Source organism: Roseovarius sp. MBR-6 (assembly GCF_040547525.1).
Classification (GTDB): Bacteria; Pseudomonadota; Alphaproteobacteria; order Rhodobacterales; family Rhodobacteraceae; genus Roseovarius.
This window is the reverse complement of record NZ_JBEPPW010000001.1, coordinates 109,385-125,023: the sequence shown is the minus strand read 5'-3', so window position 1 is coordinate 125,023 and position 15,639 is coordinate 109,385. Positions and strand designations below refer to the sequence as shown.

Genomic DNA, 15,639 nt, shown 5'->3' with positions numbered 1-15,639 from the left:
GGTGAAGCTGATCCTGTTCCTTGCCCTCCTCGCCGGTCTGGCTGTTTTCGTGCTGTGGAAGGCGCGCGCGCATGAGGGCCGCGCCGAGGCGGCCTTTCCCCCCGAGGGGCGCATCATCGAGGTGAACGGGCACCGCGTCCATGCCGTGATCATGGGGGAAGGGCCGGACATCGTGCTGATCCACGGCGCTTCGGGCAATACGCGCGACCTGACCTTCGATCTCGCCCCGCGCCTTGCCGCGCGCTACCGGGTGATCGTGCTTGACCGACCGGGCCTTGGCCATACCGACCGGATCGACGGGGATGGTGCGTCGATCACCGAACAGGCCGCGCTGCTTCAGGCCGCTGCCGCCGCCCTCGGGGCCGAGCGGCCCATCGTTCTGGGTCACAGCTATGGCGGCGCGGTAGCGCTTGCCTGGGCCGTGACCCGGCCCGAGCATGTCGCGGCGCTGGTCATCCTGGCCGGGGCCTCGCACCCGTGGCAGAGCGCGCTGCCGCTGGAATACCGCCTGCTCTCGCATCCTCTGGTCGGTCCCCTGCTTGCGCCGGTCCTCACGGCAGTCGTTCCCGATAGCTATGTCGAGCGCGCGGTTGCGGGCATTTTCGCGCCGCAGGTGGTGCCCGAGGGCTATATCGCCCATGTCGGGGCCGCCCTCACCCTGCGCCGTGACACCCTGCGTGAAAACGCCCTGCAACGCGCCAACCTGCTGAGCGAAATCGAGGCCCTGCACCCGCTTTATGCGAAAATCACCGCGCCGACCGAGATCGTGCATGGCGACCGCGACGCGACCGTGGGTCTTGCCATCCATGCCGCGAGACTGGCGAAGGACATCCCCGAGGCGCGGCTCACCGTGCTGCCCGGCATCGGGCACATGCCGCATCACGCCGCCCCCGATCAGGTGACCGCCGCCATCGACCGCGCCGCCGCGCACGCCGGATTGCGCCCCGCCCCCTGAGCGGCCATAGTTGCCCGACAAAACGACCGGAGCCGCCCATGGACCTGCCCTTTGACGGCGCGATCAGCGCCTTTTACGAGACCGAAGCGCCCGGGGCGATCCGCAAGGCCATCGCGCGCGCCGACAAGGACGATATTCTCGACCCCGGCTTTCCCTATTCCGAACGGATGCAGCGCAAAGCCTATGAAAAAGCCTTTGACAAGCTCCAGATCGAGCTTGTGAAGCTTCAGCATTGGGTGAGGGAAAGCGGCGCGCGCGTGGCGCTGGTCTTCGAGGGACGCGATGCGGCGGGCAAGGGCGGCACGATCACGCTGCTCACGCAGAACCTCAACCCGCGCGGCGCACGTGTCGTGGCGCTCCCCAAGCCCTCGGATCAGGAGGCGACGCAATGGTATTTCCAGCGCTATATCGCCCATCTGCCCGCCGCGGGGCAAATCGTGCTCTTTGACCGAAGCTGGTATAATCGCGGCGTGGTGGAGCCGGTCTTCGGCTTCTGCACCGAGGCGCAGCGCGAGCACTTCTTCGCGCAGGTCCCCGATTTCGAGCGGATGCTGGTCGAGGAGGGAATCCACCTCGTCAAATTCTGGCTCAATGTGGGCCGCGCCGAGCAGTTGCGCCGCTTCATGGACCGCGAACGCGACCCGCTCAAGCAATGGAAACTGAGCTGGATCGACGTCGAGGGCCTCAAACGCTGGGACGCCTACAGCGCCGCCATCGCCGAGACCCTGACCCGGAGCCACACGGCGCACGCGCCCTGGAGCGTGGTGCGCTCGGATGACAAGCGGCGCGCGCATCTTTCGGTCATGCGGCACCTTCTGGCCGGGATCGACTATGCGCGCAAGGATGCCAAGGCCGTCGACGCCCCCGATCCGGCCATCACCGGCGGCCCCGAAATCTGGTGCCCCTGACGGTGCTTACGCGGCCTCGCAGATCAGCCGGTAGAGATGCCATGTCGCATGACCCAGAAGCGGCAGCACGAGGAAGAGCCCGAGAAAGGCAGGCAGCAACGCCACAAAGGTCAGCGCCGCGATCATTGCCGCCCAGACCAGCATCGGCACCGGGTTTTCCGTCACCACGGTGAAACTCGTCAGCATCGCGGTCACGAAATCCACCTCCCGGTCCAGCAAAAGCGGCAGTGCGATCACCGTGATCGCATAGATCAGCAGCGCGAAACAGGCACCCACCCCCGTGCCCACCACCAACATGCTCAGCCCCTGCGATGTGAAATAAACGTCGAAGGACGAGGAGATGTTGGTCATCGTCGAGAGTCCCAGAAACAGCGCAAAGATCATGTGGGCCAGAAAGAACCAGAACAGGAACACCATGATGATGATCGCGCAGATGGAGGGCAGTTGCCGCCGCCTTTGATGCGCGATGACGCCGAGGATCTCCCCCATCACCAACGGCTCGCCCGCGCTCAGCCTGCGGCTCACCTCGTATAGGCCCACGGCGGCGAAGGGCCCGACCAGGGGAAATCCGACGGCGGCGAAAACCAGCCAATAGCTTTTGCCCGTCGCCCACGTGACGCCCGCAAGGAAAAGACCGACCGCCACATAGACCCCGGCAAAGAGCAGCGCGTAACCCGGCGCACGGGCCATGTCCGCCCATCCCCGGCGCAGCGCCTCGGCCAGCATGGCAAGGCTGACCTCGCCCATCTCCGGCACGCCCTGGGGCCGTGTCCTGTTCATGCCTCACCTCCCGGTTTTTCCGACACGTTAGCCAAGGTGCGGGCTCGCGCAAAGATAGAACTCGGATTCAGCTTATCCCGTCCCTTTCGGCGGGATCGAATAGGTCAGGTTTGCCCGCGCCACCGGCTCGACCGTGCCTTCCGAATGGATCAGCACATCGCCGATGGCCAGCACGCGCCCCACCTTCAACAAGCGGCACTCGGCAATGAGATCAACCCCCGCCGCAGGCTTGCGCAAGAAATCCACGGACGCATTCGTCGTGACGGCCAGCGCCTCCGGGCCGATCATGGCAAGAAGCGCAAGATAGACCGCCACATCCGCCAACGCAAAGATCGACGGCCCCGACACCGTGCCGCCGGGGCGCAAATGCCGCTCTCCGACGACAAGGCGCACCTTGATGCGCCGCGCGCCCACGTCCTCTATCGCGAAATCCGCCGCCACCTGCGGAAATTCCCGCGCCAGAAATTCGGTCAGCTCATCCGCCGTCATCTTCACGTCCATTCCTTTCCTCCGCCCTGTTGCGCGGTTAGAGTGGCCCCAACCACAGGAGGGAAACAAGATGTCAATTCTCGACCGCACCGATGAGGGGGCCATCGCGCGCCTTACGCTCAACTCGCCCGGCAATCTCAACGCACTTTCGGACGCCATGCTCGCCGCCCTCAGGGAGGAATTCGCGCGCTTGGCCGAGGACCCCACCATCCGCGTCGTCACGCTGCGCGGCACCGGCAAGGCGTTCTGCGCGGGCCACGACCTCAAGGAAATGCAGGCCGCACGCCAGTCAGAGGACAAGGGCCGTGCCTATTTCGCCGATCTCTTCGCGCGCTGCACGAGCGTCATGACGGCGATTCGCGACCTGCCGCAACCGGTCATCGCCGCGCCCCACGGCATCGCCACCGCTGCGGGCTGTCAGCTTGTGGCGTCCTGTGACATGGCGGTGGCGGCGCAGGGCACGCGCTTTGGCGTCAATGGCGTCAATATCGGCCTCTTCTGCTCCACGCCCATGGTGGCACTCTCGCGCAACGTGCCGCGCAAGCAGGCCTTCGAGATGCTGACCACCGGGGCCTTCATCGACACTGAGCGCGCGCAGGCGCTGGGCCTCATCAACCGCACCGTGCCCGAGGACCGGCTTGACGACGAGGTTATGGCACTGGCCGAAACCGTCGCCGCCAAGCTCGGCTCGGCGGTGCGGATCGGCAAGCGCGCCTTCTACGAACAGTTGGAGATGGGGCTCGATGACGCCTACGCCCATACCGGCGCGGTGATGGTCGAGAACATGCTCGAACCGGACACCGACGAGGGCATCACCGCCTTTCTTGCCAAGCGCGCGCCCGAATGGCAGCAATGACGCCCCTTTCCAAACCCCGCCGGGTCCCCTAGATCGGGCGGCATGACACAGGTTCTAAATATCGTCGGTGGCGGCATGGCGGGCTCCGAGGCCGCTTGGCAGGCCGCCAATCTGGGGGTGGATGTGGTGATCCACGAAATGCGCCCCAAGGTGGCAACCTTCGCGCATCGCACCGGCGATCTGGCCGAGATGGTCTGCTCCAACTCGTTCCGCTCGGACGATGACGAACAGAACGCCGTGGGCCTTCTGCATTGGGAGATGCGCGCGGCGGGCGGGATCATCATGGCGATGGCGGACCGCCACCGCCTGCCTGCGGGTGGCGCGCTTGCCGTGGACCGCGATGCCTTTTCCGGGGCGGTGACCGAGCGGCTGCTCGCGCATCCGAAGATCACCGTGCAAGGCGCTGAAATCACGTCACTTCCAGAAGATGGCCACTGGATTTTCGCAACCGGGCCGCTGACCTCGGACGCGCTCGGGGCCGCCATCGCGCGCGAGACCGGGCGCGAGGCGCTTGCCTTTTTCGACGCCATCGCCCCCATCGTGCATTTCGACAGCATCGACATGTCCAAGGCCTGGATGCAGTCGCGCTATGACAAGGGCGAAACCGAGGCAGAGCGCACCGCCTATATCAACTGCCCGATGGACCGTGCCCAATACGAGGCCTTCATCGACGCGCTGCTGGCGGCGGAAAAGACCGAGTTTCACGAGGGCGAGACGGCGGGCTATTTCGACGGCTGCCTGCCCATCGAGGTCATGGCCGAACGCGGCCGCGAGACACTTCGCCACGGCCCGATGAAGCCCGTGGGACTCACCAACCCGCATCAGCCCGACATCAAGGCCCACGCTGTTGTTCAGTTGCGCCGCGACAATGCACTCGGCACGCTCTACAACATCGTGGGGTTTCAAACCAAGATGAAGTATGGCGCTCAAACATCTGTTTTCAAGATGATTCCCGGACTGGAGAATGCCAGTTTCGCGCGACTTGGCGGCATCCACCGCAACACGTTTCTCAATTCGCCCACGCTTCTTGACCGGCAAATGCGCCTGCGCACGCGACCCCATATCCGCTTTGCCGGTCAGATCACCGGGGTCGAGGGGTATGTGGAATCCGCTGCCATGGGGCTTGTCGCGGGGCGGCTGGCCGCCGCCGAAATCCTCGGTCACTCCGTGCCAGAGGTGCCACAGGACAGCGCCATGGGCGCACTCCTGCATCACATCACCGGCGGGGCGGAGGCCAGGACCTTTCAGCCGATGAATGTGAATTTCGGCCTATTCCGACCCGTGGAGGGCCTCAAGGGCGGGCGGCGCGGTCGCGTGCATCGCTACAAGGCCTATACGGACCGCGCCAAGGCGGCCTGGACCGGCTGGCTGATGGATCAAGACATGAGATTTGCCACGTAACGCCCTGTCATCATGTTCATAACACGGTTTGCCCCCTCGCCAACCGGCCTGCTGCATCTGGGCCACGCCTTCTCGGCGATGCTGGCACATGATATGGCCCGCGCGGCGGGCGGGCGGTTTCTTTTGCGGATCGACGACCTTGACCAATCGCGTTGCCGCGCCGAATGGGAGGCGCGGATCCTTGACGATCTGCACTGGCTCGGCCTCGACTGGCCCGTGCCCGTGCTGCGCCAATCGGCCCGCCTGCCGCGCTACCGCGCCGCTTTGCAAGCGCTCTGGGACCGCGGCCTGCTCTACCCCTGCACCTGCACCCGCGCCGATATCCGCGCCGCAGCCTCCGCCCCCCAGGAGGGCGCGCCGATGCATGGCCCCGACGGGCTGGTCTATCCCGGCACCTGCCGCCCCGCGCGGCCGCCCGCAGGGACGATGCCGACGGATCTGGCATTGCGGCTCGACATGGAACGCGCATCAAGATCGATCAACAATCCTCTGATATACAAAGATAACGACTGCAAGATTACAGTGCATGACCTGACCGGAAATGTCGGTGACGTGGTCCTCGCGCGCCGCGACATGGGCGCGTCCTACCACCTTGCGGTGGTGCTCGACGATGCCGACCAACACGTCACCCATGTGATCCGGGGCGAAGATCTCCGCGAGGCCACGCAAATTCACATCCTGCTCCAGCGTCTCCTCGGTCTGCCCACACCCGCCTATCATCATCATCGCCTGATCCGGGACGAGACCGGCAAGCGCCTTGCCAAGCGTGACGACGCCCGCGCCATCGCCACCTATCGCGCCGAAGGGGCCAGCCCGCGCGACATCCGCGCCATGCTGGGCCTGTAAGGCTTCATCGTTCCAGAAATACTCGAAATCCGGCCGGGCCAGTCATTCCACGTTCTGAACCTGTTCGCGCATCTGGTCGATCACCGTCTTGAGATCAAGGCCAATGGCCGTAAGCCCCGCATTCTGCGCCTTCGAACAGAGCGTGTTGGCCTCGCGCATGAATTCCTGGCTGAGAAAATCGAGCTTGCGCCCCACGGGCGAGCCCTGCGCCAGCAACCCCCGCGCAGCACTCACATGGGCGCGCAACCGGTCCAGTTCCTCGGTCACGTCAAGCCGCACCGCCATCAGCGCCAGTTCCTGCGCAATCCGTTCCGGCGCGATCTCGGCGGGCTGCTCCATCACCCGGGCGAACGCCGCGCGATGGCTCTCGGCAATCGCCCCGGCACGGGAGACGAGCGCGCCGTCCGCAGCCTCGGTCAGCGCCCCGATCCGCGCGATCTGCCCGGTCAGGACCTGCGCCAGCGCGGCCCCTTCGGTTGCGCGCATGGCGTTGAAATCCAGAAGTAACAGCTCGAAATCGGCCAGCAGGACCTCGGCAAGGTCCTCCTCCTCCTCGGCGACCATGGCACCCGGCTCCAATATGCCGCGCAGCGCCAGGACCTGGGCCGCCGTTGCAGGCGCCAGCGTCAGGCCGCGAAGATCGGCCCGCCGCTCGGTCTCGGCCAGCGCGGCCAGGGCCGCGTCCAGCGCCGCCTCGTTGAGCAACAGCCCCTCCGCCGCTGCCGTCTGAAACCGCAGGTTCACCGTCACGTTGCCGCGCACCAGATATTTGCCCGCCGCCGCGCGAATACCCGCCTCAAGCCCCGCGACCTCGGGCAGGCGCAACCGAAGATCGAGCCCCTTGCCATTGACGCCGCGCATCTCCCACACCCAGCAGGCGCTCCCGTGGGCACCCGACCGGGTGGCAAAGGCAGTCATCGAACGCAGCATGAGAGGCCCCTTTCAAAGGTTGCAACCGCCCCTTCCTACCCGGCGCGCGTCTCGCAGGCAACGCGGCAAGGGTTAACCAGATGCGGTGAATTTTAGATACATGCGCCATAAATTGTGCGAATCTCACCCCGTCGCCCGCCCCGGCAAGCGGGTTTTTACCGGACCCGCGCAGATATGGGCGCGGGCATCGGGTTTGCAGGAGGGTAGCCGCATGTGGGACGATCAGAGAGACACGCAAGGTGCCGATGCGCCCGAGGCATCCCGCATGGAAACCCACCTGCGCGCCTTCCACGCGCATTGGGACGCCTGCCGCAAGGGCCGCGACGTGCCCAGCCGCGTCGATATCGACCCGCGCCGGATCGAGCCGCTTCTTGCCAATGCCTTTATCGCGGAGCGCATCGCGCCGGGGGTGGTGCGGTTGCGCATTGCCGGGATGCATCTGAACGATCTCATGGGCATGGAGGTGCGCGGCATGCCGCTGTGCAGCTTCATCGCCCCCGCCGCGCGCGCGGCCTTCGCGCTCCATCTTGTCGATCTTTTCGACGGTCCGGCGCGTTTGCGCCTCCGGCTTCAGAGCGGTGCCGGGCCGGGATGCCCCGCGCTCTCGGGCACCATGATGCTCCTGCCGCTTCGCAGCGATCTCGGCGACGTCTCGCGCGCGCTCGGCTGCCTTGTGACCCATGGCGCGATCGGTCGCCCCGCGCGCCGCTTCACCATAGAGAGCGCGCAGGTCATGCCGCTCACGAAACCGGCGCAGCCGGTGCCATTCCCGCCGCCATTCTCAGTGATCGAGGGCAGGCAAGCTGCCTCGCGTCCGACGACCGCGCCGCGCGCGCATCTGCGTCTGGTGACCTGAGCCTGCGCCTCAACTGGTCTCGACGATCACAAGATCGCGTTCGGACGCGCCCCGCGCGTGATCGAGCGCCTGCTGATATTCCGGACTATTGTAACAGGCCTCTGCCGCCTCGAGAGAGGGAAACCGTGCCACCACGTTACGGGCCCGGTCGCGCCCCTCCAGCTGCACATAGCGCCCGCCGCGCGCGATGAACTCACCGCCATGTTTGGCAATCGCCGGTCCGGCAAGCGCGGCATACCGGCCATAGGCCTCGGCATCGGTGACGGTGACATGGGCAATCCAGAGGGCAGGCATGGGCAGGTCCTTTCGGGGATCAGACGCCGTCGACGATGACAAGGTCGCGACTGCTGGACGACAGTGCAAGGGGCAGGATGCGGCGATAGGCATCGGAATTGTAAAATGCGAGCGCGGCGTCGCGGTCGGGAAACGCGATGATCACATGACGGTCGGGACAATTGCCCTCGACAACCACCTGCGCGCCGCCCTTGACAAGGAAGCGCCCACCGAATTTTTCGGCAAGCGCAACGGTCTGTGCGGCATAGGCCTGGTAATCCTGCGCATCGTTGATCGTTATCCGGCCGATGATATACGCACTCATTCCCTCTCCTTTCAGGAGACGAGCACCGCCTCCGCCGCCTTGATCGCCGCCTCTGCGCCACCGATATCGCTGCCGCCGCCCTGCGCCATGTCCGGGCGGCCACCGCCGCCCTTGCCGCCAAGCGCGGGCACCGCCGCGCGCACCAGATCGACTGCCGAAACGCGCGCCACCAGATCGCCGGTCACGCCGGCCGCCACCGCCACCTTGCCGCCGGTATCGGCAATAAGCAAGATCGCAGCGCTGCCGAGCCGCGCTTTCATCTCGTCAATGAGCGGAGGAAGATCGCGCCCCTCCACGCCTGACAGCACCTGTGCGAGGAAGGTCACGCCGCCCACCTCGCGCGGCTCGGAGGCCGCCCGCTGCCCCGCGCCGCCCGCCACGGCCAGTTCGCGGCGCAGTTGCGCCACCTCATTGGCCAGCGCGCGACGCTCCTCCATCAGCATGCGCACACGCTCCGGCACATCCTCTGGGCGTGCCCGGAGATCGGCGGCCACGGTCCCGAGCCGTGCCGCCTGCCCGCTCAGATAGTCGACGGCCGCAGCCCCGGTCAGCGCCTCGATCCGCCGCACGCCGGCGCTCGACGCGCTTTCTCCGACGATGACGAATGTGCCGATCTCACCGGTCTGGCGCACATGCGTGCCCCCGCAGAGTTCGATCGAATAGGTCGCGCCATTGCCCCCCTTGCCCGAGCCGTCCAGCGTGCCCATGGACACGACCCGCACCTCGTCGCCATATTTTTCGCCAAAAAGGGCCTGCGCGCCGATGGCGCGGGCATCGTCCGGCGTCATGATCCGCGTGGTGACAGGGCTGTTCTGGCGGATGAACGCGTTCACCTCCGCCTCGACGCGGCTCCGTTCCGCATCGTCGAGCGCCTTGGCATGGCTGAAGTCAAAGCGCAGGCGGTCTGCCGCGTTGAGAGAGCCACGCTGCGCGACATGATCGCCAAGCGCCCGGCGCAGCGCCTCGTGCAGAAGATGCGTGGCCGAATGGTTGGCGCGGATGGCGCTGCGGCGGGCCGGGTCCACGGAAAGGCGCGCCGCCTGCCCGGCGGTGATCTCGCCCGCCTCGATCACCGCGAGATGCGCAGAAACGCCTGCGATCTTCTTCGTGTCCGTCACACGCGCGCGGCCCGTCGCGGTCTCGATCACGCCGGTATCGCCCACCTGCCCCCCGGCTTCGGCGTAAAACGGCGTCTGGTTGACCACGATCTGAACGACCGCTCCGTCGACCGCACTCTGCGTCGTTGCTCCCTCCTGCACCAGCGCCAGGATCTGGGCCTCGGCGCTCTCGGTGTCATAGCCGAGGAATTCGGTCCCCCCCTTCTCCTCGGCGATGTCGAACCAGACCGCCTGATCTGCGGTCTCTCCCGTGCCAACCCAGGCCGCTCGGGCCTTGGCCTTTTGCGCGGACATGGCTTTGTCGAACCCGTCGATATCGACGCTTCGCCCCTTCTCGCGCAAGGCGTCCTGCGTCAGATCGAGCGGGAAGCCAAAGGTATCGTAGAGCTTGAAGGCCGCGGCACCGGGTAATGCTGCCGTCTCGGGAAGGGTCGCCAATTCCTCGTCGAGGAGTTTCAAACCGCGCTCGAGGGTCTGGCGAAAACGCGTCTCCTCCAGCCGCAAAGTCTCTTCGATCAGGGCCTGTGCGCGGCCGAGTTCGGGGAAAGCCTGCCCCATCTTCGCGACAAGCGCGGGGACCAGCCGATGCATCACCGGATCCTTTGTCCCGAGCATATGCGCGTGACGCATGGCGCGGCGCATGATCCGGCGCAGCACATATCCGCGCCCCTCGTTCGAGGGCATGACCCCGTCGGCGATGAGAAAGGAGGTGGACCGAAGGTGATCGGCGATCACCCTGTGATGCACCCGCCCCGGACCGTCCGGGTCCTGGCTGGTGGCATGGGCGCTCGCCTCGATGAGGCTGCGCATGAGGTCGGTATCGTAATTGTCATGCTTGCCCTGCAAGAGCGCGCCGATCCGCTCCAGCCCCATGCCCGTATCGATCGACTGCATGTCGAGTGCGCGCATCGAGCCATCCTCGAAGCGTTCGTTCTGCATGAACACAAGGTTCCAGATCTCGATGAAACGGTCACCGTCCTCATCGGCGCTGCCCGGGGGACCGCCCCAGATATCGGGCCCGTGATCATAGAAAATCTCGGTGCAGGGGCCACAGGGGCCGGTCGGACCCATCGACCAGAAATTGTCATCCGTGGCGATGCGGATGATCCGCTCATCGGGCAGGCCCGCGTATTTCTTCCATATCTCCGCCGCCTCGTCATCGGTGTGGTAGACGGTCACCAGAAGCTTCGACTTGTCGATCCCGAAATCGCGGGTCAGCAAATCCCAGGCAAAGGGAATCGCCTGCTCCTTGAAATAGTCACCAAAGCTGAAATTTCCAAGCATTTCAAAGAAGGTATGGTGTCGCGCGGTATAGCCCACATTGTCGAGATCGTTGTGCTTGCCGCCGGCACGCACGCATTTCTGGCTGGTGGTGGCGCGCACATAATCGCGATGCTCGACCCCGGTGAAGCAGTTCTTGAACTGCACCATTCCGGAGTTGGTGAACATCAGCGTCGGATCGTTATGCGGCACCAGAGTCGAGCTTTCGACCACGCGATGGTCCTGGCGCTCGAAGAAATTCAGAAAGGTGGAGCGGATTTCGTTCAGCGTTGGCATGAGCACGGGCTTCTTGCTGGAAATTGGACTGCGATTGACACGCTTTAGCCGCGCAAACGCCCCGTGTCCACCATCGAACCTGCGACCTCACCCCTCCATGACGTCGGTCGGGTCATCTGCGGACATGCTGAAGTCGAGCCCATGGGCAGCCCTGATCTTGTCCTCGATCTCGAGAGCGATTTGAGGATTGTCCTTGAGGTAAGTCTTGGCATTCTCTCGCCCCTGACCGACCCGTTGATCGCCATAGCTGAACCAGCTTCCGGATTTCTCGACCACGCCCGCCTTGACGCCCATGTCGATCAATTCCCCGGTCTTCGAAATGCCCTCGCCATACATGATGTCGAACTCCACCTGCTTGAAGGGCGGTGCCACCTTGTTCTTGACCACTTTCACGCGGGTGGCGTTGCCCACCACTTCGTCGCGATCCTTGATCGCGCCGATCCGGCGTATGTCAAGGCGCACCGAGCTGTAGAACTTGAGCGCATTGCCGCCCGTCGTCGTTTCCGGGCTTCCGAACATGACGCCGATCTTCATGCGGATCTGGTTGATGAAGATCACGGTGCACTTGGTGCGGCTGATGGATCCGGTCAGTTTTCGCATGGCTTGGCTCATGAGGCGCGCATGCACACCCACGCTCGAATCACCCATCTCGCCCTCAAGCTCCGACTTGGGGGTCAACGCGGCGACCGAGTCGACCACGATGAGACTGACCGCGCCGGATCGCACCAGAGTATCAACGATCTCGAGGGCCTGCTCGCCGGTATCAGGTTGCGAGATAAGCAATTCATCGAGATCCACCCCAAGCTTGCGCGCGTAGATCGGATCGAGGGCATGTTCGGCATCCACAAAGGCGCAAACCCCCCCTTTTTTCTGCTCCTCAGCCACGCAATGAAGTGTCAGCGTCGTCTTGCCCGAGCTTTCCGGCCCGTAAATCTCGACGACGCGCCCCTTGGGAATGCCGCCTATCCCGAGCGCGATGTCGAGACCGATGGACCCGGTCGATGTGGACTCAATATCGGCAATCGGATTGTCGCCGCCCATCCGCATGATCGAGCCCTTGCCGAATTGGCGCTCGATCTGCGCGAGAGCGCTGTCGAGGGCCTTCTGCTTGTCGGCGCTGCGTTTGTTGTCCATCGAGAGAAGATCCGCCATTGCCATGAATTCCATTCCTTATTTCACAGGCCGCCATCGGCGGCAATGCTGCGCAAAGTTCACTCTATGTTCTGCATGCCTTTATGAGCACAAAATGTGAACATTGCAACATGCAATCTCGTGGTGACACTCTGGACGCAATTGCTTAACACAAGGTTACCCTCCACCCGGTGCCGTGAAAGTTCCGTCATGCTGATCTTTGCCAGACAAAAACTCGTGTTTCTGTCGGTGCCCAAGACCGGCAGCACGGCATATGCGCGTGCCCTGGCCGAGCACGCAGCGCTTGTCGTCAGCGCGCCACCCGAACTCAAGCATGCGCCCGTGTTCCGCTACAACCGGTTTTTCCGGGAGATGGTGGAGCGCTTCGTGGGTTCTGATGTAACGATCGTCGCCGTCATGCGCGAACCTGCGGACTGGCTCGGAAGCTGGTATCGTTATCGCAGCCGCGAAGCGCTCCGCGGTCATCCGAACAGCACCTACGGCATGGACTTCGACGCCTTCGTCGAGGCCTATTGCGATCCCGAACCACCGGATTTTGCCCGGGTCGGCAGTCAGGCGAAATTTCTCGAACCACAACGGAACGGCACGCGGGTGACGCATCTCTTTCGATACGAGGACCAGCGCTCTTTGCAGGGGTTTCTCGCAGAGCGACTCGGGGTGGCCGTCGCACCCGAGCCAACCAATCGCTCGCCAGATCGCACCATTTGTCTCGCGCCCGGTACACGCGATCTTCTGCACAGGACATATGCCTCTGATTTTGCGCTTCACGCCAGCATCAAAGCGGATGGCACCTACGACCTGCCGAGACCTGCGCGGCGCAAAAGCCCATGATCACGGCACATCGTTTTCGCTCCCTGACGGAAGCTTTGCCGCCATTCGCTCGACGGTTGCGGCCAATTCGTCAAGGGAGAACGGTTTCGGCAGGAACACGGAGTGGGCAATGCGCGACCGGCTGTCTCCGACGGTCTCTTCGGCATAGCCCGAAATGAACACGACACGCACCTCAGGACGCCGCGCCAGCGCCTTTGTGACCCAGCTCGGACCATCCATTCCCGGCATGACAACATCCGTGACGAACACATCCACGTGGCAAGACTGATCCCGGAGCAGTTCGAGTGCCTCTTCGGCCGATCCTGCCTCGATCACGGTGAACCCCCGCAGCTGCAAGGCGCGACTGGCAAAGGCGCGCACGGGAACCTCATCCTCGACGAGCAGGACAACACCGCCGTTCGAGGGGCCGCGCACACGCGACTCGACGGGCGTGGTGGCAATCTCCACCGCGTGGTCATGCGCAGGGAAAAGAAGTTGGAACGTGGTGCCCTCATGCTCGACGCTGTCGACAAAGATGAATCCACCGGTCTGCTTGACGATCCCGTAGGCTGTGGAGAGGCCGAGGCCTGTTCCCTTGCCGACTTTCTTCGTGGTGAAGAACGGCTCGAAAACATGCTCCAACTTGTCTTTCGCGATTCCCTGCCCCGTATCGATGACCTCGACCGAAACGTAGTTTCCCGGAGCGATCTGGGCGCGATCACGATTGAGCGGAGTCTTGATGGTGCGATTGCGGGTCACGATCCTGATTTCACCCCCATCAGGCATGGCGTCCCGTGCATTGACAACGAGATTCATGACGACCTGTTCGAACTGGCGTTTATCGGCACGTATGGCGGACAATCCCGGGGCATGGTCGAGCGTCAGGGACACCTGTTCGCCCACGAGACGGTTGAGCAGGTGCGTCAGGTCGGAGAGCGTATCGCGCAGGTCCAGGATTTCGGGTCTGAGGGTCTGCTTGCGCGAGAAGGCCAGCAACTGGCCAACAAGCGACGCCGCCCGGTTGACGTTCTGGGTGATCTGCATGAGATCGGCATATTCCGGATCGCCGGGATCACGGTCGAGCAACAAGAGGTCGCAATGTCCGGAAATCGCTGTCAGAAGATTATTGAAATCATGCGCGATACCGCCGGCAAGTTGCCCGATGGCCTGCATTTTCTGGCTTTGAACGAATTGGGCCTGGAGTGACTTCAGCTCCGTGGCGTCGCTCAGAACGGCGATGAGAACAACCTCGGCACCATCGAGGGCGCGCCGAAGGGCGACCTGTACAAACGCTTCCCGGTCCGCGCGTCGCACCCTCAGAAACTCCGGCTTGACCGTGCCACGCCCGGCGGCGGCATCGGCGACCCAATCGGAGACAGGCCGACCGAGCCCCTCGAGCACCTCCGTCAGCCGGAAGGGATCGTCACTGCCTTGCCCGATCAGCGCGCGCGCGGGCGGATTGGCACGCAGAACCATGCCGTCGCCCCCGAGCTTCAGCAGGGGCACCGGCAGGACGTCAAATAGCGCCCAATCGTCGGGTGTGGCGAGCGGATCCTCGGCAATCGGCACAAGAAAGACCTCGCGCCGACCGGCCAGACCGGAGCGTTCCGCATAGATGCAGCGCAGCGGGCCACCCGGCGTCGGGATGTCGCAAGCGGTTCCGGGCTGCGGCGGCAGGGGGAAGATCGCGTCCAGTGACGTGATCCGCTCTCCGATCAGGTCGCGCGCGGCCGGGTTCATGAACAAGACGGTATTGTTACGGCCGAGGGTCAGCATCGGCAGCGGGTGGACATCGCTGCCGTGGGGGGGACGATCCGATGTCGGCTCGATCCGCCACACGAAGCGCCCGGTGCCCGCGCGGTGCGCGCTGATGCGCAAATGGCCGGCGCGCGTCACGATATCCTCCACCGCCGAGCCGGACGCAGTGGCGCGACTCTCGATCCGGAAGAGCAACGGGCCGGGATTGGCCAGATGATCGCGCAAGAGCGCGGCAAGACTGGTTTGCCCTTCGCCCGCGAACAGGTTCCGGGCGGCGCGCCCGATATGGATCACACGCCCCCCTGCCCCGGTCATCACGACGGGCGCGGGATCCTCTTCGATCACCCCGTAAGAGGGAACAGGCATCGGCGCATGATCTGCGGCCCTTTGATGCGATATCCGCAGCCAGAGCGCCGACAGAAACATAATCGAGGCTGCAAGTCCCAGCATCAGGCGCAGGTTCCTGTCACCGGTCAACAACGCGGCAAGCCCAAGGATCACTGCAGCGAGCACGATCACCGGCGCGCGAGCCCGCAGCGACGCGCCACCGAGTTTGCCATCCTCAGCGGGAAGACCGAACAACGCCACCCGACGCCCCTTTCATGCGAGACACTGTCGGCCTGAT

The 15,639-nt window shown here is 64.5% G+C and carries 16 protein-coding genes; 8 read left to right on the top strand and 8 right to left on the bottom strand.

Annotated features, from left to right (window positions below; all coding sequences use genetic code 11):
• Position 1: 1 nt before the first annotated feature.
• Both ABIE57_RS00670 and ppk2 read left to right on the top strand, forming a co-directional pair.
• Positions 2-955, top strand: coding sequence for an alpha/beta fold hydrolase (locus ABIE57_RS00670; protein ID WP_454283703.1), 954 nt, complete (start codon positions 2-4; stop codon positions 953-955).
• A gap of 38 nt (positions 956-993) precedes the next feature.
• Complete coding sequence (gene ppk2 / locus ABIE57_RS00665; protein ID WP_354537053.1) at positions 994-1,863, top strand: polyphosphate kinase 2; 870 nt, start codon at positions 994-996, stop codon at positions 1,861-1,863.
• A 6-nt stretch (positions 1,864-1,869) separates the two neighbouring features.
• Here ppk2 and ABIE57_RS00660 read toward each other — a convergent pair whose 3' ends face one another.
• On the bottom strand, positions 1,870-2,643 hold the full coding sequence (locus ABIE57_RS00660) for a DUF2189 domain-containing protein (RefSeq protein ID WP_354537052.1): 774 nt from the start codon (positions 2,641-2,643) through the stop codon (positions 1,870-1,872).
• Positions 2,644-2,715: 72 nt separating this feature from the next.
• Complete coding sequence (locus ABIE57_RS00655; RefSeq protein WP_354537051.1) at positions 2,716-3,144, bottom strand: PaaI family thioesterase; 429 nt, start codon at positions 3,142-3,144, stop codon at positions 2,716-2,718.
• Between the two features lie 58 nt (positions 3,145-3,202).
• Here ABIE57_RS00655 and ABIE57_RS00650 point away from each other — a divergent pair, with 58 nt between their 5' ends.
• The 3 genes from ABIE57_RS00650 to gluQRS are packed head-to-tail and all read left to right on the top strand — an operon-like array spanning position 3,203 to position 6,235.
• A complete protein-coding gene (locus ABIE57_RS00650; protein ID WP_354537050.1) occupies positions 3,203-3,988 on the top strand; it encodes an enoyl-CoA hydratase in 786 nt (261 codons plus the stop codon).
• Between the two features lie 42 nt (positions 3,989-4,030).
• Positions 4,031-5,389: a methylenetetrahydrofolate--tRNA-(uracil(54)-C(5))-methyltransferase (FADH(2)-oxidizing) TrmFO gene (trmFO, locus tag ABIE57_RS00645; protein ID WP_354537049.1), complete on the top strand. Its 1,359-nt coding sequence runs from the start codon at positions 4,031-4,033 to the stop codon at positions 5,387-5,389.
• Positions 5,390-5,401: 12 nt separating this feature from the next.
• Positions 5,402-6,235: a tRNA glutamyl-Q(34) synthetase GluQRS gene (gluQRS, locus tag ABIE57_RS00640; RefSeq protein ID WP_354537048.1), complete on the top strand. Its 834-nt coding sequence runs from the start codon at positions 5,402-5,404 to the stop codon at positions 6,233-6,235.
• Positions 6,236-6,277: 42 nt separating this feature from the next.
• On the opposite strand, the gene ABIE57_RS00635 is transcribed toward gluQRS, so the two are convergent.
• Positions 6,278-7,165 carry a YicC/YloC family endoribonuclease gene (locus ABIE57_RS00635; protein WP_354537047.1) on the bottom strand — a complete coding sequence of 296 codons (888 nt, stop codon included), beginning with the start codon at positions 7,163-7,165 and terminating at the stop codon, positions 6,278-6,280.
• A gap of 211 nt (positions 7,166-7,376) precedes the next feature.
• Here ABIE57_RS00635 and ABIE57_RS00630 point away from each other — a divergent pair, with 211 nt between their 5' ends.
• On the top strand, positions 7,377-8,021 hold the full coding sequence (locus ABIE57_RS00630) for a PAS domain-containing protein (RefSeq protein ID WP_354537046.1): 645 nt from the start codon (positions 7,377-7,379) through the stop codon (positions 8,019-8,021).
• A gap of 9 nt (positions 8,022-8,030) precedes the next feature.
• Here ABIE57_RS00630 and ABIE57_RS00625 read toward each other — a convergent pair whose 3' ends face one another.
• The 4 genes from ABIE57_RS00625 to recA all read right to left on the bottom strand — a co-directional run bounded on the left by ABIE57_RS00625 (position 8,031) and on the right by recA (position 12,452).
• A complete protein-coding gene (locus ABIE57_RS00625) occupies positions 8,031-8,315 on the bottom strand; it encodes a DUF1330 domain-containing protein (protein ID WP_354537045.1) in 285 nt (94 codons plus the stop codon).
• A gap of 19 nt (positions 8,316-8,334) precedes the next feature.
• Positions 8,335-8,619, bottom strand: coding sequence for a DUF1330 domain-containing protein (locus ABIE57_RS00620; RefSeq protein WP_354537044.1), 285 nt, complete (start codon positions 8,617-8,619; stop codon positions 8,335-8,337).
• An 11-nt stretch (positions 8,620-8,630) separates the two neighbouring features.
• On the bottom strand, positions 8,631-11,294 hold the full coding sequence (gene alaS / locus ABIE57_RS00615) for an alanine--tRNA ligase (RefSeq protein WP_354537043.1): 2,664 nt from the start codon (positions 11,292-11,294) through the stop codon (positions 8,631-8,633).
• An 87-nt stretch (positions 11,295-11,381) separates the two neighbouring features.
• The gene (gene recA / locus ABIE57_RS00610) at positions 11,382-12,452 is read right to left on the bottom strand and encodes a recombinase RecA (protein ID WP_354537042.1); all 1,071 of its coding nucleotides are present in this window, start codon (positions 12,450-12,452) and stop codon (positions 11,382-11,384) included.
• 183 nt (positions 12,453-12,635) lie between these two features.
• Between recA and ABIE57_RS00605 the strand changes: the two genes are divergently transcribed.
• Positions 12,636-13,277, top strand: coding sequence for a gamma-glutamyl kinase (locus ABIE57_RS00605; RefSeq protein WP_354537041.1), 642 nt, complete (start codon positions 12,636-12,638; stop codon positions 13,275-13,277).
• On the opposite strand, the gene ABIE57_RS00600 is transcribed toward ABIE57_RS00605, so the two are convergent.
• A complete protein-coding gene (locus tag ABIE57_RS00600) occupies positions 13,278-15,164 on the bottom strand; it encodes an ATP-binding protein (RefSeq protein WP_354537040.1) in 1,887 nt (628 codons plus the stop codon). It lies immediately after the preceding gene.
• 63 nt (positions 15,165-15,227) lie between these two features.
• Here ABIE57_RS00600 and ABIE57_RS00595 point away from each other — a divergent pair, with 63 nt between their 5' ends.
• Complete coding sequence (locus ABIE57_RS00595; RefSeq protein ID WP_354537039.1) at positions 15,228-15,638, top strand: hypothetical protein; 411 nt, start codon at positions 15,228-15,230, stop codon at positions 15,636-15,638.
• The last annotated feature ends 1 nt before the right edge of the window (position 15,639 follow it).